11 protein-coding genes are annotated in these 18,399 nt (G+C 72.2%); 4 read left to right on the top strand and 7 right to left on the bottom strand.

Annotation, left to right across the window (positions count from 1 at the left end):
- Window positions 1–3: 3 nt before the first annotated feature.
- The 6 genes from ACSYGN_RS09650 to ACSYGN_RS09625 all read right to left on the bottom strand — a co-directional run bounded on the left by ACSYGN_RS09650 (window position 4) and on the right by ACSYGN_RS09625 (window position 8,599).
- A complete protein-coding gene (locus tag ACSYGN_RS09650) occupies window positions 4–1,554 on the bottom strand; it encodes a Wzz/FepE/Etk N-terminal domain-containing protein (protein ID WP_460393892.1) in 1,551 nt (516 codons plus the stop codon).
- Window positions 1,551–2,948 carry a Wzz/FepE/Etk N-terminal domain-containing protein gene (locus ACSYGN_RS09645; RefSeq protein ID WP_460393890.1) on the bottom strand — a complete coding sequence of 466 codons (1,398 nt, stop codon included), beginning with the start codon at window positions 2,946–2,948 and terminating at the stop codon, window positions 1,551–1,553. The genes ACSYGN_RS09650 and ACSYGN_RS09645 overlap by 4 nt, the downstream gene beginning before the upstream one ends.
- Window positions 2,945–4,165 (bottom strand): glycosyltransferase family 4 protein, encoded by a 1,221-nt coding sequence (locus ACSYGN_RS09640; protein WP_460403341.1) that lies wholly within the window; start codon window positions 4,163–4,165, stop codon window positions 2,945–2,947. The genes ACSYGN_RS09645 and ACSYGN_RS09640 overlap by 4 nt, the downstream gene beginning before the upstream one ends.
- A gap of 124 nt (window positions 4,166–4,289) precedes the next feature.
- Window positions 4,290–5,615, bottom strand: a complete 1,326-nt coding sequence (locus ACSYGN_RS09635) for a nucleotide sugar dehydrogenase (RefSeq protein WP_460393888.1) — start codon at window positions 5,613–5,615, stop codon at window positions 4,290–4,292.
- Between the two features lie 103 nt (window positions 5,616–5,718).
- The gene (locus ACSYGN_RS09630; protein ID WP_460393886.1) at window positions 5,719–7,197 is read right to left on the bottom strand and encodes a sugar transferase; all 1,479 of its coding nucleotides are present in this window, start codon (window positions 7,195–7,197) and stop codon (window positions 5,719–5,721) included.
- A 676-nt stretch (window positions 7,198–7,873) separates the two neighbouring features.
- Window positions 7,874–8,599 carry a LacI family DNA-binding transcriptional regulator gene (locus ACSYGN_RS09625; RefSeq protein WP_460393884.1) on the bottom strand — a complete coding sequence of 242 codons (726 nt, stop codon included), beginning with the start codon at window positions 8,597–8,599 and terminating at the stop codon, window positions 7,874–7,876.
- 42 nt (window positions 8,600–8,641) lie between these two features.
- Here ACSYGN_RS09625 and ACSYGN_RS09620 point away from each other — a divergent pair, with 42 nt between their 5' ends.
- From ACSYGN_RS09620 to ACSYGN_RS09605, 4 genes are read left to right on the top strand one after another with little or no spacing between them, the layout of a single operon-like run.
- Window positions 8,642–10,633, top strand: a complete 1,992-nt coding sequence (locus ACSYGN_RS09620) for a TIGR02677 family protein (RefSeq protein WP_460393883.1) — start codon at window positions 8,642–8,644, stop codon at window positions 10,631–10,633.
- Complete coding sequence (locus ACSYGN_RS09615) at window positions 10,630–11,859, top strand: TIGR02678 family protein (RefSeq protein ID WP_460393881.1); 1,230 nt, start codon at window positions 10,630–10,632, stop codon at window positions 11,857–11,859. Before ACSYGN_RS09620 ends, ACSYGN_RS09615 begins: the two co-directional genes overlap by 4 nt.
- An 8-nt stretch (window positions 11,860–11,867) precedes the next feature.
- A complete protein-coding gene (locus ACSYGN_RS09610; protein WP_460393879.1) occupies window positions 11,868–16,109 on the top strand; it encodes a TIGR02680 family protein in 4,242 nt (1,413 codons plus the stop codon).
- A gap of 8 nt (window positions 16,110–16,117) precedes the next feature.
- Window positions 16,118–17,404 (top strand): TIGR02679 family protein, encoded by a 1,287-nt coding sequence (locus tag ACSYGN_RS09605; RefSeq protein ID WP_460393877.1) that lies wholly within the window; start codon window positions 16,118–16,120, stop codon window positions 17,402–17,404.
- 152 nt (window positions 17,405–17,556) lie between these two features.
- Here ACSYGN_RS09605 and ACSYGN_RS09600 read toward each other — a convergent pair whose 3' ends face one another.
- Window positions 17,557–18,369 carry an SDR family NAD(P)-dependent oxidoreductase gene (locus tag ACSYGN_RS09600; protein ID WP_460393875.1) on the bottom strand — a complete coding sequence of 271 codons (813 nt, stop codon included), beginning with the start codon at window positions 18,367–18,369 and terminating at the stop codon, window positions 17,557–17,559.
- Between the last annotated feature and the right edge of the window lie 30 nt (window positions 18,370–18,399).

Below are 18,399 nucleotides of genomic sequence, written 5' to 3'. Positions count from 1 at the left end.
GTACTACCGCGCCTCCTGGTCGCTGTCCGGGACCCGTGCCGCCGGCATCGGCAGCCGCTCCGTCCCCCGTCGGCCCTCCCCCACTGCCTGAACGGCGTGGGAGGTACCGCCACCGTTCTGCCGGGCCGGCCGCTCGTTCTGGCCGCGCAGCGCGGTGTGCGGCCCGTCCCACAGCGTGCCGTCGGTCCGGTCACGCGGATCGGGGTCGATCAGCACCACACCGATCACCACAATGCGCTGGTCCGAGAGCTGCCGCGCCACGGTGTGCAGCCATGCGGCGCTGCCGTGCCCGGCACGCACGACGAGCACGGTCCGAGTGCCGAGGTACTGGAGGTCGGTCCACGCCGTGCCGGGCGTCACCGAGCCGACGCCGAGCCGGAGTTCCTGATGCGACAGGGCCGCGGCACGTTCGCCGCCGACCACGGTCGGGTCTCCCGGTTGTGGGCGGCGCCTGGTGAGCTGCGAGCCGGGCAGACCGTCGATGACGGCCACGGGGCCGTCCGCCGCCAGTGCCCTGGCGAGGTCCAGGGCGATCACGCTCGCGCTGCGCGCACAGCCCAGTTCCAGCAGCGACACCGGTTCCGCGGAGCCGCGTACGGTGCGGGCCAGGGACACCGTGAGCCGTTCGCGTGCCGCCCGGACCCGTCGGCGCCGGAACAGCCTGGGCGACCGGCGGGGCAGCTCCGCGAGTACCGAGGCGCCGAGGTGCGCCGCGATCTCCCGGCGCAGCACGGGGCGGTCGGCCACCACCGTGCCGACCGCGGCCACCGCGAGCCCGAGGAAGAGCCCGAGAACGAGCCCGATCACGGCATCGGTGGCGGCGGTCCTGGGCAGGGAGTGCTGCAGTGCGTACGGGGCGTCCACGATCTGTGTGCCGGCCACGAGCTGGGGCGTGCCGATGCCCGCCTCCGCGGCGCGCTGGCCGAAATCGGTGATCCGTGAGGTGAGTTCGGCCCGGCGGGCGAAGAGCGACTCCAGGTTCGACGCCTTCGCCCCGCTCTCCTGTGATCCGTCTCCGATCGCCTTGTTGACCTGGGCGAGTTCCTCCCGCAGCCGGTCGCGTTGGGCGAGCAGGGCCTTGGCCTCGGCGTTCGCGGCTTCCTGAATCCGCCTCACATGGTCCGCGACGAACGCATCGGCCACCGCCTTGGCGCGGGCCACCGCTTCCGCGTCGCTGTCACCTGTCGCCGTGATCTGCAGCACGTTGTTGGTCAGGCCGATACCGCTGTAGGCCTGCATGAAGTCCTCTGGCTTCTCCGAGGACCCGAGGGACCGCAGGGCCTTGCCGGCGATCCGCGTGGTGTGCAGCAGTGCGACATCGGTGCGGATCAGCGTTCCGGGGTCGTTCGGCTGGTCCGCCTGATGGGCGACCAGCACCTTGGTCACCGCGGTCGGCGGCGGCGGCATCAGGACGGCCAGCGCCGCGCCGACGACCAGCCCCAGCAGCGCCATGGAGCCCCAGAGGCGGCGCCGCCTTCGCACCGCCACCACCAGCGCCTGCAGGTCCAGCAGCGGAGCGGCGGCCGACTGCTCCGGGGTCGAGCTCGTCGTCACACCGAACCTCCCGTCGCGTCGCTGCGCACCGCGAGCGCCGGTGCGGCGTCGTCCGGAGGAGGGGCGGCGGGCCGTGCCGGACGGGCCCGGACGGTGCCGGCGACGACGACGCCGACCACCTCATGCCCTGCGTCCGTACACGCCTCGGCGATGCCGGCGAGCTCCCCCGCGGTCCAGCTGCCCGCGCTGAGCACGACCAGGGCACCGGACTCGGTGTCGCGGTCCGGCACCATCGGCTGGGACACCGAGACCCCCACCACCCGCAGCATGGGGTATCCCCTGCTCGAAGAGCTCGGGGAAGGATCGTTCCCGGCCTCGGCGGCGAGCTGTCCGGCGGCCCGGCGGGCGGTCTCGTCGCCGTCCGGTACGACGACCAGCAGCCGCAGGGGGGCCGGAAGCCGGTCCCGGAGGCGGGCGTACACCCGCCGGTAGCGGATCCGCATGCTGGTCTCGTCGCCCGATGGCCGCGGGGTCGGTATGTCCCACCGGGTGTCGACACCCAGCATGCGCTTCATCAAGGCACGCGGGCGGCGGCCTCCTGGCCGGTGCCCGGGCCGTTCATCAGGCACGTCGACGGTGCCCAGCAGCACCGAGCCCAGCGCTGCGGCGATCTCCGGTTCGGTGCGCAGCCGACGGCTCATCCGTGCGGCGGCGAGATGGCCGATGACCGCGAGCAGGAAGAACAGCAGTGCCCCGGCGACGATGAGCTGCATCCTGGTCGGCGGTGCCGTGCCGGTCGGCCGGGCCGCCGACCCCATGACGACCATGTTGGCCTTGTTCGTCGCCGGGCCGGCCTGGTCCAGCTTCTTCATGGCCTCCGCCAGGGTGGTACGCAGCTTCTCGAGCTCGGTGCGGGCCTGCACGCTCTCCACGGTCTGCCCCGGACCGGCCGCATCGGCCAGGTCGGTGATGCGGCGGTTGGTCTGCACCACCTGCTGCCGCAGCGCTTCGAGCCCCGCCGCCGCGTCGGGGTCGGTGTTGTCGCCCGCGATCCGCGCGGCGAAGGTGACGAACTGCTGGGCCGTCTGGTCGGAGAGTTTCTGCGCGCGCTCCGGGGTCTCGGCCGTGCCCGAGATCTTGATGATGTTCCCGTCGGCGGCCGTGGCGCTCACCCGGGTTCGCAGCTCGCTGCCGCCGACCCCTCTCCAGCCCAGCGCGGCGGCCACGCGGTCGACCACCGCCGAACTGGTCGCGACCTGCGCCTGGGTCAGCAGCTCGCGCTCCTCCCACTGCCCCGACAGCAGTACCGAAGCCGACGTCGTGTAACGCGGCGGGAACAGCAGAGAGGCGCCGTAGCCGACGAGCGCACCCACCACGGCGAGGATGGTGAGCAGCCGCCAGCGCCGACGGAAAATCCGCCCGATCGTGACCAGGCGTATCGTGTCATCGCTCAATGGTGCGGCCTCCTCCCCGCCCGGTCCGGGCCGCCCGCCGATAACGGAGCGTGGTCACGGCAGGCAGCGGCGTAGGCGGCGAGCAGCGAGCGCTGGGAATTCCGCCAGGAGAGCGGCCCGTTGATCCGCTCCTGGCCGATCTTGCCCATCCGGGCCCGCTGTTCCGGATCGTCCAGCAGCAGCGCGATGAGCCCCGCGAACTCGCCCTCGTCGTCGGCGGGCGCGTACACAGCGGCGTCACCGGCGGAGACCCGGGCCTCCCGGAGGTCGAACGAGACCATCGGCCGGCCCATCACCATGTACTCCAGGACCTTGTTCATGGTCGACACATCGTTGAGCGGATTGTGCGGGTCGGGGGAGAGGCACACGTCCGCGGTGGACAGGTAGCGCACCAGGTCGGCGTCCGGTATGCGCCCGGTGAACTGCACCTGCTCCGAGAGCCCGAGGCGCCGGGACAGCTCCACCATCGCGTCGAAGGTGTCGCCGCCGCCGACGAACACCGCGTGCCAGTCGGTCCGCCCGAGCTCGTCGCGCAGCTTCGCGAGGGCCCGTAAGGCGTAGTCGACGCCGTCCTGCGGGCCCATGACGCCGAGGTAACACAGCAGATGAGGCTTGCCGCGCTTCAGCTCGGGCTCGGGCGGTACGGGGTGGAACCGGTCGATGTCGGGCGCGCTGCGCACCACGAAGACGTCCTCCGGCCGCCGGCCGCCACGGCGCACCGCGACGTCCCGGTAGCTCTCGTTCGTGGCGAGGACGATGTCCGCGGCCCGGTAGGTCCGCCGTTCCAGCGCGCACACGGCGCGGTAGAGCAGATCTTCGCCGCGGCCGAACCGGGAGAGGTACAGCTCGGGCACCAGGTCGTGCTGGTCGAAGACGAACCGCGCTCCGCGCCGCTTCAGCCACAGGGCCGGCAGGAACAGCAGGTCGGGCGGGTTGCAGGCGTGGACCACGTCGACCGGGCCGACCTTCCGGGCCAGCCGGAGCGTGTGCCACAACGCCGATCCGTACTCCCGCAGATAACCGGCGGGCCCTCCGGTGGCCGCGCGCAACGGGTAGCGGTGGATCCGCACCCCGTCGATCTCCACCTCGGGTTCCGTGTCCCGCTTGCTCCCCTGGGGACAGATGACGTGCACCTTCCAGCCCGCGTCGCGCAGCGTCGTGCACTCCTGCCACACCCGCCGGTCGAACGGCACCGACAGGTTCTCCACCAGGATCAGCGCGCGCCGGCCCCGCCGGCCGCCGTCGGCGTTGTCACCGGACGATGTGTCAGTAGATGATGTGTTACCAAACGATGTGTTGTCAGGCGATGTGTTGTCAGGCGATGTGTCACCGAACGATGTATTACCAAGCAAGGCCCATGTACCCCGGTTCGGCCCGGCGCGCCTCGGCGTCGGGAAGGCGGATGAGGTCGACTATCACCGGGCCGTCACCGTGGGGCAGCGCCGCCAGCACGGCCGGATCCCTGGTGCCGACCAGGCACACCTCGGCGTGTTCGAGCACCTCGTCGACGGAATCCGCGAGTAACTGCGCGAGGTGCGGCAAGCGGGTCTGGATGTACTCGCGGTTCGCGCCGAGCAGCCGGGAGAGGCTCACATGGGCGTCGTAGATCTTGATGTCGTACCCCTTGCCGAAGAGCCTCTCCGCCAGTTCGACCAGCGGGCTCTCACGGAGGTCGTCGGTGCCGGGTTTGAAGGACAGCCCGAACAGTCCGACCCGGCGCTTGCCGGTGCGCTCGACCAGCTCCACCGCGCGCTGCAGATGATCGGAGTTGGAGGGCAGCACATGGGCGAGGATGGGCACCGAGACGTCGGCCCGCTGCGCCGCGTGGACCAGGCTGCGCAGGTCCTTGGGCAGGCACGAGCCACCGAAGGCGAAGCCGGGCCGCAGATAGGCGGGGCTGATGTTCAGCTTGCGGTCGGCCAGGAAGACGTCCATCACCTGGTGCGAGTCCACCCCGAGCGCCTGGCACACCGCGCCCAGCTCGTTGGCGAAGCCGATCTTGAGGCCGTGGAACGCGTTGTCGGCGTACTTGATCGCCTCGGCCGTCGGGACCGGCACCCGGAACACTTCGCCGGGCAGGCCGTCGTACAGCGCCGTCACCGCATCGCCGCTTGCCGGGTCGAGCTCGCCGATGACGGTCTTGGGCGGGTCGAAGAAGTCCCGCACGCTGGTGCCCTCGCGCAGGAACTCCGGGTTGACCGCGACCCCGATGTCCGCCCCGGCCGTGCCGCCGACGTACTTCTCCAGGATCGGTACCAGCAGGTTCAGACAGGTGCCCGGGAGCATGGTGCTGCGGAACACGACGGTGTGCCGGCCCCTCTGCCCGGCCCCCTCGGCCAGCGCGGCGCCGATCTGCTCGGTGACCCGCTCCAAGTACGTGGTGCACAGGCTGCCGTTGGGCTCGGACGGCGTGCCCACGCAGACCAGCGACACCTCGCTGCCCATGACGGCCTCGCGGACGTCGCCGGTGGCGCGTAACGCCCCGGTCCGCACGACCTCGGCGATGAGCTCGCCGATCCGCTCCTCGACCACCGGGGCCTTGCCGTCGTTGACCAGGTCGACCTTCACCTGGTTCACGTCGACCCCGATGACCTCGTGACCCATGCTCGCCAGGCACGCGGCCGACACGCAGCCCACGTAGCCGAGCCCGAAAACGCTGACCTTCATGACGCGTTCCTCCCCCCAGACAGGCCCTGTGGGCCTGCGGTCCGCGCACCGACCGGACGACAACTCCCGCGCATCAGTCCGACCGGACGACAACTCCCGTGCATCAGTAGGCCCCCTGCCCGTAGAGCACCGCACGCAGCGTCTTCCACAAGATCACCGTGTCCAGGGCGAGCGACCAGTCCTCCACGTAGCGCAGGTCCAGCCGGACGGCCTCCTCCCACGACAGGTCGCTGCGTCCGCTGATCTGCCACAGGCCGGTGAGCCCGGGCTTGACCAGCAGTCGCCGCCGGATGTCCGGGCCGTACGCGGCGGACTCCTCCGGTAACGGGGGCCGTGGACCGACGAGCGACATCGATCCGGTGAGCACATTGAAAAGCTGCGGGAGTTCGTCGATCGAGTACCGGCGCAGCACTCCTCCGACCCGGGTCACCCGCGGATCCCGGCGGAGCTTGAACAGCAGACCGGCACCCTCGTTGCGGTCGGCCAGCTCGGCGCGTGCCCGGTCGGCCCCGGCGACCATGGTGCGGAACTTGAGAATGGTGAACTCGCGGCCGTCCTTGCCGACTCTTCGCTGGCGGTAGAACGCCCCACCCCGGCTGTCCACCAGGACGAGCAGCGAGACGAACAGCATCAGCGGAGCGAACAGCAGCAGCAGGACCGCCGCGCCCATCCGGTCGACGACCCCTTTGACCGCCCGGCGGCCCCCGGCGAAGGTCGGCATGCTGACCCGCAGCAGCGGGATCCCGAGCACCGCGTCGACGTGCAGCCGTGGGCCGGCCACCTCCATCAGCACCGGGGCCACGATCATCTCGGCGTCGCTGCCTTCGAGGTTCCAGGCCAGCCGCTGCAGCCGGGCCGGTGACCAGTGCGGGTCCGGTGTGACCGCGACGACACGGTAGCCGTCGCGGTGGACGTGGCCCGCGACGTCCGCCAGCCGGCCGACGACCGGCACTCCGTCCAGTTGGTCACCGTCGAGCCCGAGACCGTCCGTCGTGCACACCGCGTCCACCCGCCAGCCGAGGTGCGGGAACTTGCGGGTCCGGGTGATCAGGTCGCGTACGGTGGCCACGCTCCCGGCGGCGAGCACCGGTCTCAGGCACCGTCCTTCTTTGCGCTGTTTGTGCAGCCAGAGGCGCAGCAGATATCGCGCGGTCATGGTGATCAGCGCGATCGCGGGGATCGCGACGAAGATCCAGAGCTTGATATTGCGCGAGGTGAGGGCGATTCCGCCGAGCGCCAGTACGACGGTCGCCGTGAACAGTGAGCGTCCGAGCCGGCGGAATTCCTCGGCGCCCTGGCCGAGTACGGCCGGCGCCCACGACCGGCTCACCGCAAGCGCCCCGAGCACCAGCAGTTCGGTGCCGAAGGCGAGGATTCCCCACTTCTCGTGCCAGTTGGCCGCGTCCCGGGCCCCGAAGAACTGGCCGATCGCCGCCACCACGAAGGCGGTGGCCACGGTATCGCTGATGATCACGGTACGGCGGTACCGCTGCTCCCAGTCGATCGCGGGCCGGTTGATCTCCCCGTCCGCCAGATGCCCGCGCTCCGACGGAAACAGGCTGACTTGTCCCCCTTGCCGCACAGAACCCCCCAGGTTCCCAGTGGTTCGACGTGTTCGCCTCGCACTGTTGCTCCCCCCGGGAGGCCCCCGCCCCCCGCGCCGCGCTGTTCCTCCCCGTGGGAGGCCCCCACCCCTCCCCGCGCATGACGTTCCGGCTGTTTCAGAGCAATGTGAACAACCCACCCTGGCGGCATCGGACTCGTATGTCCTGCCAGACTCTCGAGGTGTGCGGGAACCCGTCGAAACCCCGGGTGCTCCCCGCACCCGAAGCCCCTTCTCGGGCTCCAAGAATTGATCACCCCCACGTCCGGCGCCGGGGACGCGACTACTTGTTCTCCGTAGCGCCGGACTTATAGATCATTATTGATCGCCTCATGTCCGAACAGCTGAAGCACCGGTCAATCTAGACCATGAAAGCCGGTATGAAGAGGGGGATGTATGTAATTTGTGCTGAACGTGTGAGGCTGGCTCACATTGATCGGTGACCGGCTGCGGGCGTCCTGACGCCACCCCCCGCGCGTTCCGGCAGCCCGCCCGGCCCCCGGGCGCGGCCTTCGCGCGGTGGTGATCGGCGAGCGATCGGCGAGCCGCGGCGGTCCTTCTGCGACGCCCGGTTCGGCGACAACTTCCCGTTGTTCGTGCACTACGGCGTGGTGCTGCGGGTGCCCGGGGCGGGCTGGGCGATCGACCCGGGCGGTCAGGAGCCGGCGCTGGGGGAGGGCGGGGCCGTGGAGTTGCGGACCACGAGATGGGTGCCGACCTCCATGTGCTCCATGAGCAGTTTCTTTCCTTCGACGAGGGTGAGCAGCGCGCGGGCCGCCTTCTGGCCCATGTCGTGCAATGGCTGGCGAACGGTGGTCAGACCGGGGAAGCTCTGCGCCGCCTGCGGGAGGTCGTCGAAGCCGACGACGGAGAAGTCCGTGGGCACGTGGAGCCCACTCGCCCGGGCGGCGTCGACGGCGCCGAGCGCCATCAGATCGGCGCCCGCGACGATCGCCGTGGGGGCGTGCTCGGCGATGATGCGGGTGGCGGTGCGGAAACCGCAGGCGTAGGAGAAGTCGCAGGAGACGACCATCCGCGTGTCCACCTCCAGCCCGGCCAGCCGCATCGCGTCCTCGAAGCCCTGGTAGCGGACGGACGTGCTGTCGAGGTCCTCCTCGCCGCGAAGGTAGGCGATCCGGGTGTGGCCCAGGTCGATCAGGTGCTGGGTGCCCTGGCGCATGCCGTGGTAGTTGTCGACGGTCAGCCGGGGCAGCGGCACGTCCAGGCGCAGGGGATCGATGATGACGCAGGGCAGGGACTGGCGGCGCAGCAGCTCGACCGTCTCGTCCTCCAGGACCGGCGCGATCATCAGGACGCCGTCGACGAGGCCGCGGCCCAGGAACTCGATGCGTGGTGCATCGTGACAGGAAAATCCGGACATCGTTCACAGTCACCGCCGGTGATCCGGAACAATGGACCGACGATGACCTCGCCGACCTCCGACCCCGTCCCGCCGCCCGGATCCGAACCAGCCGCGCCCCTCACCGACTACACCCCCTTCGCTCACCTCACCGCTCCCAACGCCCCCCTCTACCGCCAGGTGATGCGTGCCTTCCTCGCCGCCAAGGAGCGGTTCGCGGTCCATCTGCGGCCCGAGGACGTCCACGCGGCCCTGGATGCCGCCACCCGGCCGGGTGACGTCGAGCCGGTGGTGAAGGCGCTCGACAGCCTCGTCGCCTGGGGGAACCTGCGGGCCGACCCCGACCATGCGCGGGTGACGGCGGTCGAGGATTTCTACCGCAGGCGGTTCATCTACCAGCTCACCCGGGCAGGTGAAGCCGCCGAGGCGGCGCTCGGGACGTACGACCAGGCACTCGGGCGGCGCGGGGAACTGCAGGCGGTCGCGCTGCACGACATCGTCACCCAGTTGCGGGCGCTGCTGGTGATCGCCGGCGAGGACCAGCCGGATCCTGCCAAGGCCCACATCGCGCTGGCCGTGCTGACAGCACGCTTCACCGACCTCGCGGACAACGCACGTGCCTTCATGGGGTCGTTGCAGCGCACCATCGATCTCCACGACATCGAGGTCGAGGCGTTTCTCGCGTACAAGGACCGGCTGATCCAGTATCTGGAGCGGTTCATCCAGGATCTCATCACGCTGGGCGGCCGGATCGCCCTGCTGATCGGGGAGTTGGAGGAGCAGGGGAAGGTGGGAGCGTTGCTGTCGCTCGCCGCCGACCGGGAGTCCGCCGACGCCGCTCCCGAGGACGCCGAGCACGCTCGGGCCACGGCCGAAGAGAAGTGGGCCGCGCGGTGGTCCGGGCTCGCCCGGTGGTTCGTATCGGGCGAAGGGCGCGAGTCGCAGGCCCGTCTGCTGCGCGGGCGTGCGCTCGGGGCGATTCCGCAATTGCTGTCCGTCGTACGCCAGTTGAACGAACGACGGGCCGGGCGGTCCGACCGCTCCGCCGACTTCAGCACGCTGGCACGCTGGTTCGCGCAGGCGCCGGACGACGCGGCACGGCACCGGCTGTGGCGGGTCGCGTTCGGACTGCACTCCTCCCGGCACCTCACCGTCGACGCCGACACCCTCGCCGAACGGACCGCCACACCGGAGCCGGCCTCGACCCCGTGGGCCGCGGCCAGCCCCCTGCGGATCAGCCCTCAGCTCCGCCGCACCGGAAGCTACGAACGCCGCGGCAAGCCACGCCGGGTGGCCGACCGGAGCGAGGCCAGACGCAGACTCGCCGAGATCGCAGCCCGGCAGACGGAGGAGAGCCGGCAGGCCCGGGAGCGGTTGGCGACAGGCGGACCGATCCGGCTGTCCCGGCTGGGCGAACTCGACCCGCCCGTCTTCCAGTTGTTCCTGCGCCTGCTCGGCGACGCCCTCGCCACCTGGCGACCGGGAATGACGACCACCACGGCGACCAGCGGGGACGGAACGATGGAGATCCGGCTGACCGCGCTCGACGACGGGCGCACGGCGGAAGTGCGCACACCCGACGGGGTGTTCCGCGGCCCCGACCATCTGGTCGACATCGTCGACCTCACGGCGGGCCACGACGGCCGGGTGACCGCTCCCGGTTCGGGGCAGCCTGCCGGCGTTTCGGGGCAGCCTGCCGCTGTTTCGGGAGAGTCTGCCGCCGACTTGGGAGAGTCTGCCGCCGTTTCGGGGCAGCCCGCCGCTGTTTCGGGAGAGTCTGCCGCCGACTTGGGAGAGTCTGCCGCCGTTTCGGGGCAGCCCGCTCCCGTCCGGGGGCAGCCTGCCGCCGTTTCGGGGCAGCGTGCCCTCGCCCCGGGGCAGTCTGCCGCCCTCTTGGGAGAGCCCGCCGTTTCGGGGCAGCCCGGCGTCGTCCCGGGAGAGCCTGCCGTCGTCTCGGGGCAGCCCGCCCTCCTCCCGGCACACCCCGCCCTCGCCCCCGTCCCAGGACGACCCGCCCCCCTACACCTCACCCCCCGGCTCACGGAGAACCCATGACCGCCTCCGTCACCGAGATCCTCGACGGCCAGCGCGAGGCCGACCTCCAGCGGGCCGCACGGGCCCTGCTCAAGGAGCCACTGCTCACCTTCGACGGGCCGTACGCCGACGAGTTCCGGCTGGTGCGACGGTACGCGGCGGAACTGCGCGGCTGGTTCGAACGCAACACCGGCTGGACCCTGCGCACGGACGCCGACGCCGCACGGCTGCGCAAGACACCGGGTACCCTCACCGACGCCGCACACCCCGCCCGCGAGGCGTCCAGGGCCGGGCTGCCCTTCACCCGCCGCCGCTACGTCCTGCTCTGCCTGACCCTCGCCGCGCTGGAGCGGGGCGAGGCACAGGTGGCCCTCGGACGGCTCGCGGAACACGTCGTGCTGGCCGCGGCCGACCCCGAACTCGTCGCCGCCGGGATCACGTTCACCCTGGAGCGGCGCGACGAGCGGCTCGACCTCGCGGCTGTCGTACGCCTGCTGCTGCGGCTGGGCGTGCTGCGGCGGGTGGCCGGAGACGAGGAGGCGTACGTCAGCGGCTCGGGGGACGTGCTGTACGACGTGCGCCGACGCGTACTGGCAGGCATGCCCGCCACCCTGCGCGGCCCCTCCCTGGTCGAGGCGGAGGACTTCGAGGAACGACTGGTGGAGATGACGGCGCCCACCGCCCTCGACAGCGACGAGCTGAGGTTCCGCGCCATCCGCTGGACGCTGACCCGCCGCCTCCTCGACGATCCCGTGCTCTACTACGCCGACCTGGCCGACGACGAACTCGCCTACCTCACCCGGCAGCGCGGCTTCATCACCGCACGTATCGGCGAACTGACCGGACTGGTTGCCGAGGTACGCGCGGAAGGCATCGCCATGGTCGATCCGCAGGACGACCTCACCGACGTACGCATGCCGGAACAGGGCACACACGGCCACATCACTCTGCTGCTCGCCCAGCACCTGGCCCGCGCCGACGGGCCCGTCACCCCCGAACAGTTGGCCCTGCGGGTACGTGAACTGGCCGCCGAGCACGGCACCTTCTGGTCGAAGACGGCCCGGGAACCGGGAGCCGAACCCGCCTTGGTGGAACAGGCCCTGACCAAGCTCGAAGCCCTCGGGCTCGCCGAGCGCACCGCACGAGGCGTCGTCGCGCGCCCCGCCCTGGCCCGCTACGCCGTCGGCGACGCCGTAGTCCGGCACACCGGCGATGCCGCAGGCCGGCACACCGGCGACGAAAGGTGATCCGCCCAGTGACCGCGCCGACCCCGACCCCCGTCCATCCGGCCCCTGCCCTCCCGTCCCCCGCCCTCCCCACCCCCGTCCCCGGCCGGTGGCGCCCCCTGCGGATCGGGCTCGTCGACCTGTTCCACTACGACGTCGAGGAGTTCTGGTTCCGCGACGGGCGGCTGCTGCTGCGCGGCAACAACGGCACCGGCAAGTCGAAGGTGCTCGCCCTCACCCTGCCGTTCCTGCTGGACGGCGACCTCTCCGCCCGCCGCGTCGAGCCCGACGGCGACCCCGGCAAACGCATGGAGTGGAACCTGCTCCTGGGTGGAGAACATCCGCACCCGGAACGGCTCGGCTACACCTGGATCGAGTTCGGACGGCTCGACGAGACCACCGGCGAGGCGCACTTCCGCACCCTGCTGTGCGGGCTGAAGGCCGTCACCGGACGCGGCATCGCCCGCCACTGGTTCGCCGTCACCGGCCAGCGCGTCCGCGCCGGACTCGACCTGCTGGACGCCACCGGCACCGCGCTGTCCCGCGACCGGCTCGCGGAGGCCATCGGCGGTCACGGCATGGTGTACGACACCGCCAGGACGTACCGCCGGGCGGTGGACGAGGCGCTCTTCGGGCTGGGGGAGCGGCGCTACGGCGCGCTCGTCGACCTGCTGATCCAACTGCGCCAGCCCCAGCTCTCCAAACGCCCGAGCGAAGCCGCCCTGTCCCGGGCGCTGACCGAGGCCCTGCCGCCCATGGACCAGGCGGTCGTCGCCGACGCGGCGGAGGCGTTCCGGTCGCTGGACGAGGAGAAGGAGGAACTGCGCGCCGCCCGTGAGGCCGAACAGGCATCCTCGGCCTTCCTCGACCACTACCGGCGCTACGCCCGCATCGCCTCCCGCCGCCGGGCCCGCCTGCCCCGCACCGAACACGCCCGCTACGAACACCTCCAGCGGGAACTCGGCAAGGCGCAGGCCGACCGGGACCAGGCCGTGGCGGACCGGGCGGAAGCCGAGGAGCGGGCGCGGACGCTCGCCGAGCGGGCGGCCCGGCTGAGCGCCCAGGACGCGGCACTCAGGTCCGGGCCCGAGATGCGCGACGCACGCGCACTCGACCAGGCGGCGGCCGACGCCTCCCGGACAGCCGCGGAACGGACCCGGTCCGACACCGACCGGCAGACGGCGTCCCAGGCACACACCCGTGCCCTCGGCCGGCTCACCACCGCGCGGAACCGGCTGACCGGGGCCCAGGAAGCACTGGACGACATCCGGCACCGGGTGTCCGACAGCGCGGCGGCGGCGCGGATCTGCGTCCCGCGCACCGAGGGCGCCCCCGTCACCTCCCTGCGCCGCGCGGCGGACGAGGCCACGGCGGCCAGACGGCGCGCCGTGGAGCACGTCGAATCCCTGGTGACCCGGGCCGAACGCGCCGAGGAGGCACGCACGGCAGCCCGGCTGCGCGCCGACGAGGCCGACGAGGAGGCCGTGCACAGCGCCGAGCGGCTGGCGGAGGCCGAGGAAGGCGTCGCGGAAGCGGGGCGCGCACTGGTCGCCGCCGTGCGGGAGCACCTGTCGGGCTGCGTGGAACTGCACGTGGAGGGCCTGCCCGGGGTGCTGGACGCGGTGCAGGGCTGGGCGGGCGGACTGAACGGCCCTCACCCGGCCCGCGCGGCGGCGGACGAAACCCACCGCCGGATGGCCTCCCGGCTGGCCGACCGGGCCGCTGCCCTCGACCACCGCCGGGCGGCGACGGCACAGCGCCTGCGGTCCGTCGCCGAGGAACTCACCGCCCTGGAGACGGGCGGGCAGCGCGGCCCCGCCGCACCCCACACCCGCGCCGCCGACGCCCGCACCCTGGCACTCGGGGCACCGCTGTGGCGGCTGGTCGACTTCCTGCCGCACGTGACCCCTGCCGAACGCGCGGGCCTGGAAGCGGCACTGGAGGCATCGGGGCTCCTCGACGCCTGGGTACGACCGGACGGCTCCGCGACGACGGCGGACGGCCACGACGTGCTGCTCGCCCCCTTGGACCCGTTCGATCCCCCCTTGGGCCCGTCCGATCCACGACTCGCAGGACAGCTCGCGGGCGGTCTCGGCCGCGCCCTGTGCCCGGCGATCGACCACGCCGACGTGCGGGCCGCCGCCGTGGGGGAGGACACGGTAGGGCGGCTGCTGGCCGCCATCGGCCTCGCGGACGGCCACGGTGACGGAGCACAGGAGCAGCACATCCCAGTGACCGGTGGCGGTGGCGGGAGCCACGGGACATGGGTCTCGACGGACGGACGCTTCCGCGTCGGGGCGCTGATGGGGAGCTGGGCCAAGGACGGCGCCCAGTACGTGGGGGACGGGGCCCGGGAACAGGCCCGCCGTGTCCGGATCGGCGAACTGCGCGACGAACAGCAGACGTTGGAGACAGAGCTGGAGCAACTTGCCGGGGAACAGCGTGCGCTGTCCGAGCGCCGCCGGGTGCTCGACGCCGAGCTGGCGGCCGTACCGGGCGACGACGACCTGCGCCACGCCCACGCACGGGTCGGCGCGCTGGCCGACACGGTCCACCGGACCCGTACCCGGCAGCGGGAGCGGGCCGCCGAACTGGCCCGCGCGGCAGGGAAAGCCGACCACGCCGCGGCCGAACTCGTAGAGATCGCAGCAGATCTGACCCTCCCTCGGGACCGGGACGGGCTGGGCACCGTACGACAGGCACTCGCCGATCACACCGCCCACCTCGCCGCGTTGTGGCCCGCGTTGCGCGAGCGCGCGGACGCCGGACAGACGGTCACCGAGGAGCAGGCCGAGACCGACCGGGCAGAGCAGCAAGTCGTCGAACTGGCCGGGCGTGCCACCGAGGCGGCGCGGCTGGCCGTCGCGGCGGACGAACACCTGCGCACGCTGCGCTCCACCGTCGGAGCGGCCGTCGCGGAGCTCCAGCGGCGGCTGGAGGAGACCGCGGCCGCCGTTGTGGCCTGCGAGACCGAACAAGAGCGTGCCCAGCAGAGCATCGGCGACGCCGACCGGCGGGCGAGCCACGCCGAGGGCCGTATAGAGCGGCTCGCCGAGGACGTCACGGACGCCACCGCCGCGCGCGAACGGGCCGTCGCGGCGCTCCAGCGCTTCGTGTCGACCGGACTGCTCGCCGTCGCCCTCTCCGACCTCCCCGTGCCGGACGACGACGGCGGACCGTGGGCGGCGACTCCCGCCGTGAGCCTCGCCCGTGCCGTCGAGTCCCGGCTCTCGTCGATCGACGACTCGGACGCCGCCTGGGAACGTGTCCAGAAGCGCCTGAGCGAGGAACTCGGCAGACTCCAGGACGCGTTGTCGCGGCACGGCCACACCGCGACGGCCCGCCCGAGCGAGGACGGCATGCGCGTCGACATCGTCTACCAGGGCCGGGAGCGGGCCGTTCCCGAACTCGCCGCGGCCTTGTCCACCGAAGTCGCCGAACTGACCCGTCTGCTGTCCGCGCACGAGCGCGAGATCCTGGAGACCCACCTGATCACGGAGGTCGCCGGGACGCTCCAGGAACTGATCGGGGCGGCCGAACGCCAGGTGCGCGCGATGAACCAGGAACTGGAGGAGCGCCCGACCTCGACGGGAATGAAGCTGCGCCTGTTGTGGCGGGCCTCCCGCAGGGCCCCGCAGGGGCTGGCCCAGGTCCGTGAGCGGCTGCGGCAGTCCGCCGACGCCTGGTCGCCGCAGGACCGGGCCGCCGTCGGCGCGTTCCTCCAGGAGCAGATCGCCCGCCGTCAGGCCGACGACAGCGTCGGTAGCTGGCAGGAGGACCTCGCCGCCGCCCTCGACTACCGTGCCTGGCACGAGTTCGGCGTCGAGCGCCATCAGCACGGAAAATGGGTCCCGGCCACCGGACCCGCCTCGGGCGGCGAACGCGTACTGGCCGCGTCCGTGCCCCTCTTCGCCGCCGCGTCCTCCCACTACGCGAGCGCCGCGGGCGCGTACGCCCCCCGCCTGGTCACCCTCGACGAGGCGTTCGCGGGAGTGGACGACGACTCCCGCGCCAAGTGCCTGGGGCTGCTGCGCGCCTTCGACCTCGACGTCGTCATGACCAGCGAGCGGGAGTGGGCCTGCTACCCGCAGGTCCCCGGTATCGCCATCGCACAGCTGTCCCGGGTCGACGACATCGCAGCCGTCCTGGTGACCAGGTGGGAGTGGGACGGCGCTGAGAGACGGCACGGCACCGAGCCCGGACCGCTCACCGGACCAACAGGGTCCGCGGGACCCGGCAGCGCCGGAGAACAGGATTCCCTGTGGAGGTGAAGGCGAACGTGGACGTGAACGTGAAGGGTGCGGCGGACCCGCCCATGCCACCACAAGACGACAAGCGGGTCGATACGGAACGCCTGGGACGATTGCTCGGAGACCCCGGTCTCGCCTGGCTCCTTGAACGACTTCGCCGGCGGATGGCCGAGGCCCGCCCGCTCACCGGCACGGTCACCCTGGCACACCCCGACGACCTCCAGCGCCGGGCTGCCGAGCGTCTGTTGGGGCGCGCTCCGAGCGCCGGGCGCTCTCTCACCGTCCGCCTCGAAGCGGTGGACACGGTCCTGCGCCGCTCCGGCGTCAGCCCCGACGGCCTGGATGCCGCCGTGGTGGCCCTGACCGGACCTGTCGCACGGCGCGCGGAGACGCGCGAAAGAGAGGCACAGGCATGGGAGGAGGCGCTGACGCCGCTGGCCGCCCTGAGTACCGAACTGCCCGACTGGACGGACCGCCTCCGCAGGGATGGTCTCGTACGACGCCTCGCCCGCACGCCGGAAGCAGCCGGACCGCTCGTGAGGGCCGCCGTACAGGCACTGCGCGAGCTGCCTGCGGTCCCCCCGACGTCACGGGCGGCGTTCGCGGCACGTCATCTCTCCGGTGCCCACGCTCTGGACGAGGGAACACCCCTCGCCACACTGGTCCTGTCGGGGATCCGCGCCCTGACGGGCTTCCCCGACGGCGCCGGAGCCGAGTGGCGCCGCGCAGCGTGGGCTTCGGCCGGCCTGCTCAGGGACGACGTGTCGTCCACCGTCCTGACCCTCAACCTCCGAGGCACACCGGCCCTCGACTGGATGGCCGACGAGGGCGAACCCGCGGTCCTGACATTGCGTTCCCTCACCCACCACGGCACGACAGGCATCACCACCGCCAGTGGAACCGTCCACGTGTGCGAGAACCCGGCCGTGCTGTCCGCCGCCGCCGATGCCTTGGGTCCGGCCTGCCCTCCCATGGCGTGCCTCCAGGGCCAGCCGTCGGCAGCCGCCCTCGCCCTGCTGCGCGCCCTGTCCGCGCGAGGAGCGGTACTCCTCTACCACGGCGACTTCGACTGGGGCGGAGTGCACATCGCCACGGTGCTGGGCCGCGGAGTCCCCTGGCGCCCCTGGCGCTACGAGACCGCCGACTACCGGAAAGCGGCGGCCGGAGCGACCGATCCCCAGCCCCTGACGGGCCCGGCCACCCCGACGCCGTGGGATCCACCCTTGGCCGCCGCGATGACCGAGCACGCAATACGCGTCGAAGAGGAGTCGGTCCTCGACGCTCTCCTCTCGGATCTGGGGAACGCGGCCCACTGAACCAGGTTTCCGAGCGGTCTTCCCGCTTTGTGGTGTGGCCCCAGCGTGGGCCTGATCGCCGTCAAGGCCGGGGTCGCCAACCACGTGGCCGTGGCTCATGCCCTGCGGGCGGCTGTGCCGGAGCGTCCCTGCGCGCCCCAGCGCATCCCGGCTCAGACGGTCCGGTAGCGGGTGGCGAGCGCCGTGCTCTGTGCCCCGAACGCGGCGAGGTCCGCACGGAAGACCGCGTCCAGGAGCCCCGCGTCCTCGACCCCCGGGGCGCAGACGGTCTCGCCCAGTTCGAGACCGCGCAGGCTGGCGGTGACGACGTCCTCGGGGCTCATCCGGGGGATGCCGCTCAGGTCCAGGCCCTGCCGCTCGTGGAACTCGGTGGCCACCACGCCCGGGCACACGACCTGCACACCGACACCGGTCCCCGCCAGCTCGGCACCGAGCGTCTGGGACATCGCGACGAGATAGGCCAGGGTCCCGCCGTAGACGACGCGCCGCGGCAGCTGGGAGTGCGGGGCGGGGCCGCTGAAGGCGATCATCCCGGCGATGGTGACGATGGTGCCCCGGCCGCGTTCCTGCATGCCGGCGACCGCGGCGCGGGTGAGGAGGGTGGGGGCGAGGACCTTGACGTTGACGAGCTCGGTCGCCTTGTCTGCGGGGAGTTCGGCCAGCGGCATGTAGTGGGCGACCCCGGCGTTGTTCACGAGCATGGTCAGCGGCTCGCTCGCGCAGATCCCGGCGACCGTGCCGATACCCGTCGTAGTGGACAGGTCGGCGGCCACCGTCCTGACGTCGGCCTCCGGGTGCGCGGCGGCGAACTCCTCCAGGCGGTCCTTGCGCCGTCCGACGATCACCAGGTCGTAGCCGTCGGCGGCGAGGCGCTCGGCGAAGGCCCTGCCGATTCCGGAGGTCGCGCCGGTGACGAGTGCGAGCCCGCGCACCCCTGTTTCTTCTCGTTCGCTGTACGTGCTCATGAACCCAGGCTGCGCGGTGGCCGTACGGTC

Source organism: Streptomyces sp. YIM S03343, from assembly GCF_054729195.1.
This window is presented reverse-complemented; position numbering and strand designations above follow the sequence as displayed.

Coding starts and splice junctions, on each gene's coding strand:
- ACSYGN_RS09635 (WP_460393888.1), bottom strand. CDS start 5,615: ATGAAGGTCAGCGTTTTCGGGCTCGGCTACGTGGGCTGCGTGTCGGCC.
- ACSYGN_RS09625 (WP_460393884.1), bottom strand. CDS start 8,599: ATGTCCGGATTTTCCTGTCACGATGCACCACGCATCGAGTTCCTGGGC.
- ACSYGN_RS09620 (WP_460393883.1), top strand. CDS start 8,642: ATGACCTCGCCGACCTCCGACCCCGTCCCGCCGCCCGGATCCGAACCA.
- ACSYGN_RS09615 (WP_460393881.1), top strand. CDS start 10,630: ATGACCGCCTCCGTCACCGAGATCCTCGACGGCCAGCGCGAGGCCGAC.
- ACSYGN_RS09600 (WP_460393875.1), bottom strand. CDS start 18,369: ATGAGCACGTACAGCGAACGAGAAGAAACAGGGGTGCGCGGGCTCGCA.